Consider the following 2,964-nt stretch of genomic DNA (forward strand, 5'->3'; position numbering starts at 1 on the left):
GTTCGGCTCGATGCCATCCATGGCGCCGACTTTCCCGTCTCGGTCATCCAGTCCAAGTGTGCAGTTGTCCTTGGTTCGGCTCGGGTCGATGTTCTCCCGACCCAGACTGGATGCATCGCGGCGGTAGTGCGCGAGCATATGGCCTACCGAGGTTGCCTTGTATTTCGCGATATGTGCCATTCGATTCCCTGACCCCAAGAGGGCTGCGGCGGCACAGCCCAGACCTTTAATCGCCTAAAGTCTAGCACGTTAGACCTTAGCTACGCTAAGGACGTGCCCTGCGGGGCTTCTCCGCAATCCTCCCAGCGGTCGAGATTGCTGCGCGTCATCGGCGGCGGCACCTCTTCCTTGCCCGCTCGGCTCCGCCGAGATGGAGGGGTGAAACCCCTCCAAACCACCCCGACGTATCGGTATCGGATATCGGATTCCCATGGGCGAGGTCGTAGTACCTCGCCCCCCCCGTGGTCATTTGTCATTTGTCATTTGTCACATTATTTTTCGGACGTAGTTAGCGAAAAATAATGAGCCGCCCGATTCTGCAGGTCTCATCCAGTCGAGACACGGGCAAGGAAAGGGTCGATGGAGCAGAGCGTCCATCGACCCTTAATCAAGTCTGGTCTATTCGGTTGGCCGTCGCGTCAATTCCGCAATCCGTGAACGAGTCGGCTTAGATCTGCGCGAGCGCAGACCACGCCGCCCCGTAGTCACGCATTGCTGCATTGACCCGACTACTCTTTGGCACCTGACTGTTCCACGCACTTGCGCTTACGTTCGGCGTTCAGATAGTTCCCGCGACAATAGCGCTCGAGAATCGAGTTGTACCCCACGATGATTTCGCGGTACTGCTCGGGAAACTCCCTCAGCGCCGCAGCCGTGAAATCGTTGATGGTCTCGAACCTCTCGCACATGATGAAGCCGACCAACTCGAAGAGCATGTCCTGCTTGTCCTTAGTCGAGAGTTGTTCGAGCTGACCAATGTCGAAGTTGTTTCCCTCGATGCGTGCTTCGACCGGATACAGCTCCTTGCCCTTCTTGCGACAGGAAGCCGTGTCGTGAATCAGATAGTCATACGCATGCCTGATGTTGTTGATTGGCTCGGCTGACGAACAGCACTTCTTGCCGTCCGCGCTCAATCGGTTCAAGACGTTGATGATTGCCTTGCGTGTCGTGTTGCCGCCCCAGACAACAATGACGTGCGCATGCGTCTTGCGCTGCTTGCTCTTCTGGTCATGGTCTATGTCGTGAACCGCATAAGCGAAAGGCACTTGAAGAATGTCGTCTATCTCGTCCTGCCAGTCATCGCGCATGTTCTCTGGGTAGCAGATGCCCTCCCAGAGCTTCACCTTCGTCTCGCCAGCGTTTGCCGCCATGCTATAATCTCCTTGTCTCGAATGCCCCTGCTGCCGCCAAGCTTGCTGGGGCTTTTCTTTTTTTATCTGCGCTTGTAAACCTCGCGTCTATGCGCAACATCGACCACGAGAATGACGAGCCTGCCGTCATTGATGTCGCACAGGATTCGGTAGTCACCGACCCTGTATCGCCACACGCCTGCCAAGTTTCCCGTCAATGCCTTGCCCCTGCTTCTTGGGTCTTCGAGCTTCGCTATCTCGTCAAGCTCGTCAAACACCCGCGCGGCAACGCCCTTATCGAGCTTGCGCATCGCCTTGTCGGCGTTCCTCGTGAAATCAATTCGCCAGGCCACAGTGCGCCCTTACCTCGTCGATGCTGTAGGTCTCAAGCCTGCCAGCACGATAGTCCTCGATATCCTTGAGAATCCCGTACTCGTACTCGAAACGGTCGATAGCTTCTTGCAGGGCTTCGTTAACGTAGAAGCTCCTCGACCTGCCAGTCTCCTTCGCAAGACGGCTGTAGCGCTCGTTCAACTCGGTTGGAATCCTCATTGATGTGACCGCGGTAGCCATGTCGCACCTCCTTGTCGTGTATTACAGGTACTACTATAACACATCATCTAGCCCGTCCGCGATACGTCCTCTGCGGCGCAACATGGTTACGGCTCAACGCTTTCGCCGCACGCGCGACTTCCGTGGCTTCCCTCGTCACATCATCCGAGCTGCGCTCGGTGCTCTGCGCCTTCCTGGGACGCATCAGCGCCCAGATTCGGTCTCCAAGCTCCTCAATTGCCGCTCTAGCTGCTCTCGCCGCTCCTGCGCATCGAGCAGCGATTGAATCGAGGATTGCGCCGCGTTCAGCGCGTCCCGCACCCTCGAACCTGCGAACATCGGCAGCGATGGGCTCCAGTTCCGCAACGTCTCGCGCAACCCCGTCCGCTCTTTGCCGAAGGCACTCCAATCTGTCGGTCTCCTCGTCGACCTGCATCCGCACGTCCGCGAGCCTGCGCTCGCCATCGGCGACCTGAGCCACCAGCTCGTCCCTGCGCGTCTCGGCATCGCGCACGAGCGCGTCGGCGCGCACCTGCGCGTCCGCGACGATGCGCGCCGCTTCTTCCTCGGCAGGCTGCACGACCGCCCTATCGACCGCGCCGCGCACCTTGTCGATATCGGCGGACTTGTCGGCGTAGACCCTCATCGCGCGGGTCTCGTCCCCCAGCTCGACCTCGGGTCGATAGCCCATGCGTTTTTCCAGATAGTCCCCCAGCTCCCCGTGCATGGTCTGGTAGAACGAGCGCGGGCACATCTTCTTGTAGTTGAAGCGCCCATCGAGTATCGGCGTGAACGGCACGTGCATATGATCGCGAACGGGCGAGCCGTCCTTGCGCACCTCGTCCCTGTGGACGAAACCGCCCATCATGTTCTCCTTGCCGAGCTTCTGTATCAGGAACCAGTAGGTATAGCCGAAAAACCTGCCCTCGTCCCCCTTGCGGACGTTTTCGGGCAGCGTCACGACCACATCAGCCATCACCACAGCGTCCTTGCGCACGGCACGTTTCCCCGCCGCCTTAGCGGCTTTATTGACCCCCTCAATGCGCCCCTCCACCGTTGCCCA

At 58.8% G+C, this 2,964-nt stretch carries 5 protein-coding genes; all 5 read right to left on the reverse strand.

From position 1 onward, the window contains the following. Nucleotides 1-180: hypothetical protein (locus tag AAA138_RS10050; RefSeq protein WP_349090702.1), on the reverse strand; the 180-nt coding region annotated here is incomplete at its 3' end. 548 nt (nt 181-728) lie between these two features. After that, nucleotides 729-1,370 carry a Rep family protein gene (locus AAA138_RS10055; RefSeq protein WP_035138973.1) on the reverse strand — a complete coding sequence of 214 codons (642 nt, stop codon included), beginning with the start codon at nt 1,368-1,370 and terminating at the stop codon, nt 729-731. A 62-nt stretch (nt 1,371-1,432) separates the two neighbouring features. After that, the gene (locus AAA138_RS10060; protein WP_035138972.1) at nt 1,433-1,702 is read right to left on the reverse strand and encodes a type II toxin-antitoxin system RelE/ParE family toxin; all 270 of its coding nucleotides are present in this window, start codon (nt 1,700-1,702) and stop codon (nt 1,433-1,435) included. After that, nucleotides 1,686-1,922, reverse strand: a complete 237-nt coding sequence (locus tag AAA138_RS10065; RefSeq protein ID WP_035138971.1) for a ribbon-helix-helix domain-containing protein — start codon at nt 1,920-1,922, stop codon at nt 1,686-1,688. Before AAA138_RS10065 ends, AAA138_RS10060 begins: the two co-directional genes overlap by 17 nt. 43 nt (nt 1,923-1,965) lie before the next feature. Beyond that, nucleotides 1,966-2,964, reverse strand: a 999-nt coding sequence (locus AAA138_RS10070) for a plasmid recombination protein (RefSeq protein ID WP_349090703.1), incomplete at its 5' end; no start/stop codon positions are given.

This window comes from Collinsella sp. CLA-JM-H32B (genome assembly GCF_040098065.1).
Classification (GTDB): Bacteria; Actinomycetota; Coriobacteriia; order Coriobacteriales; family Coriobacteriaceae; genus Collinsella.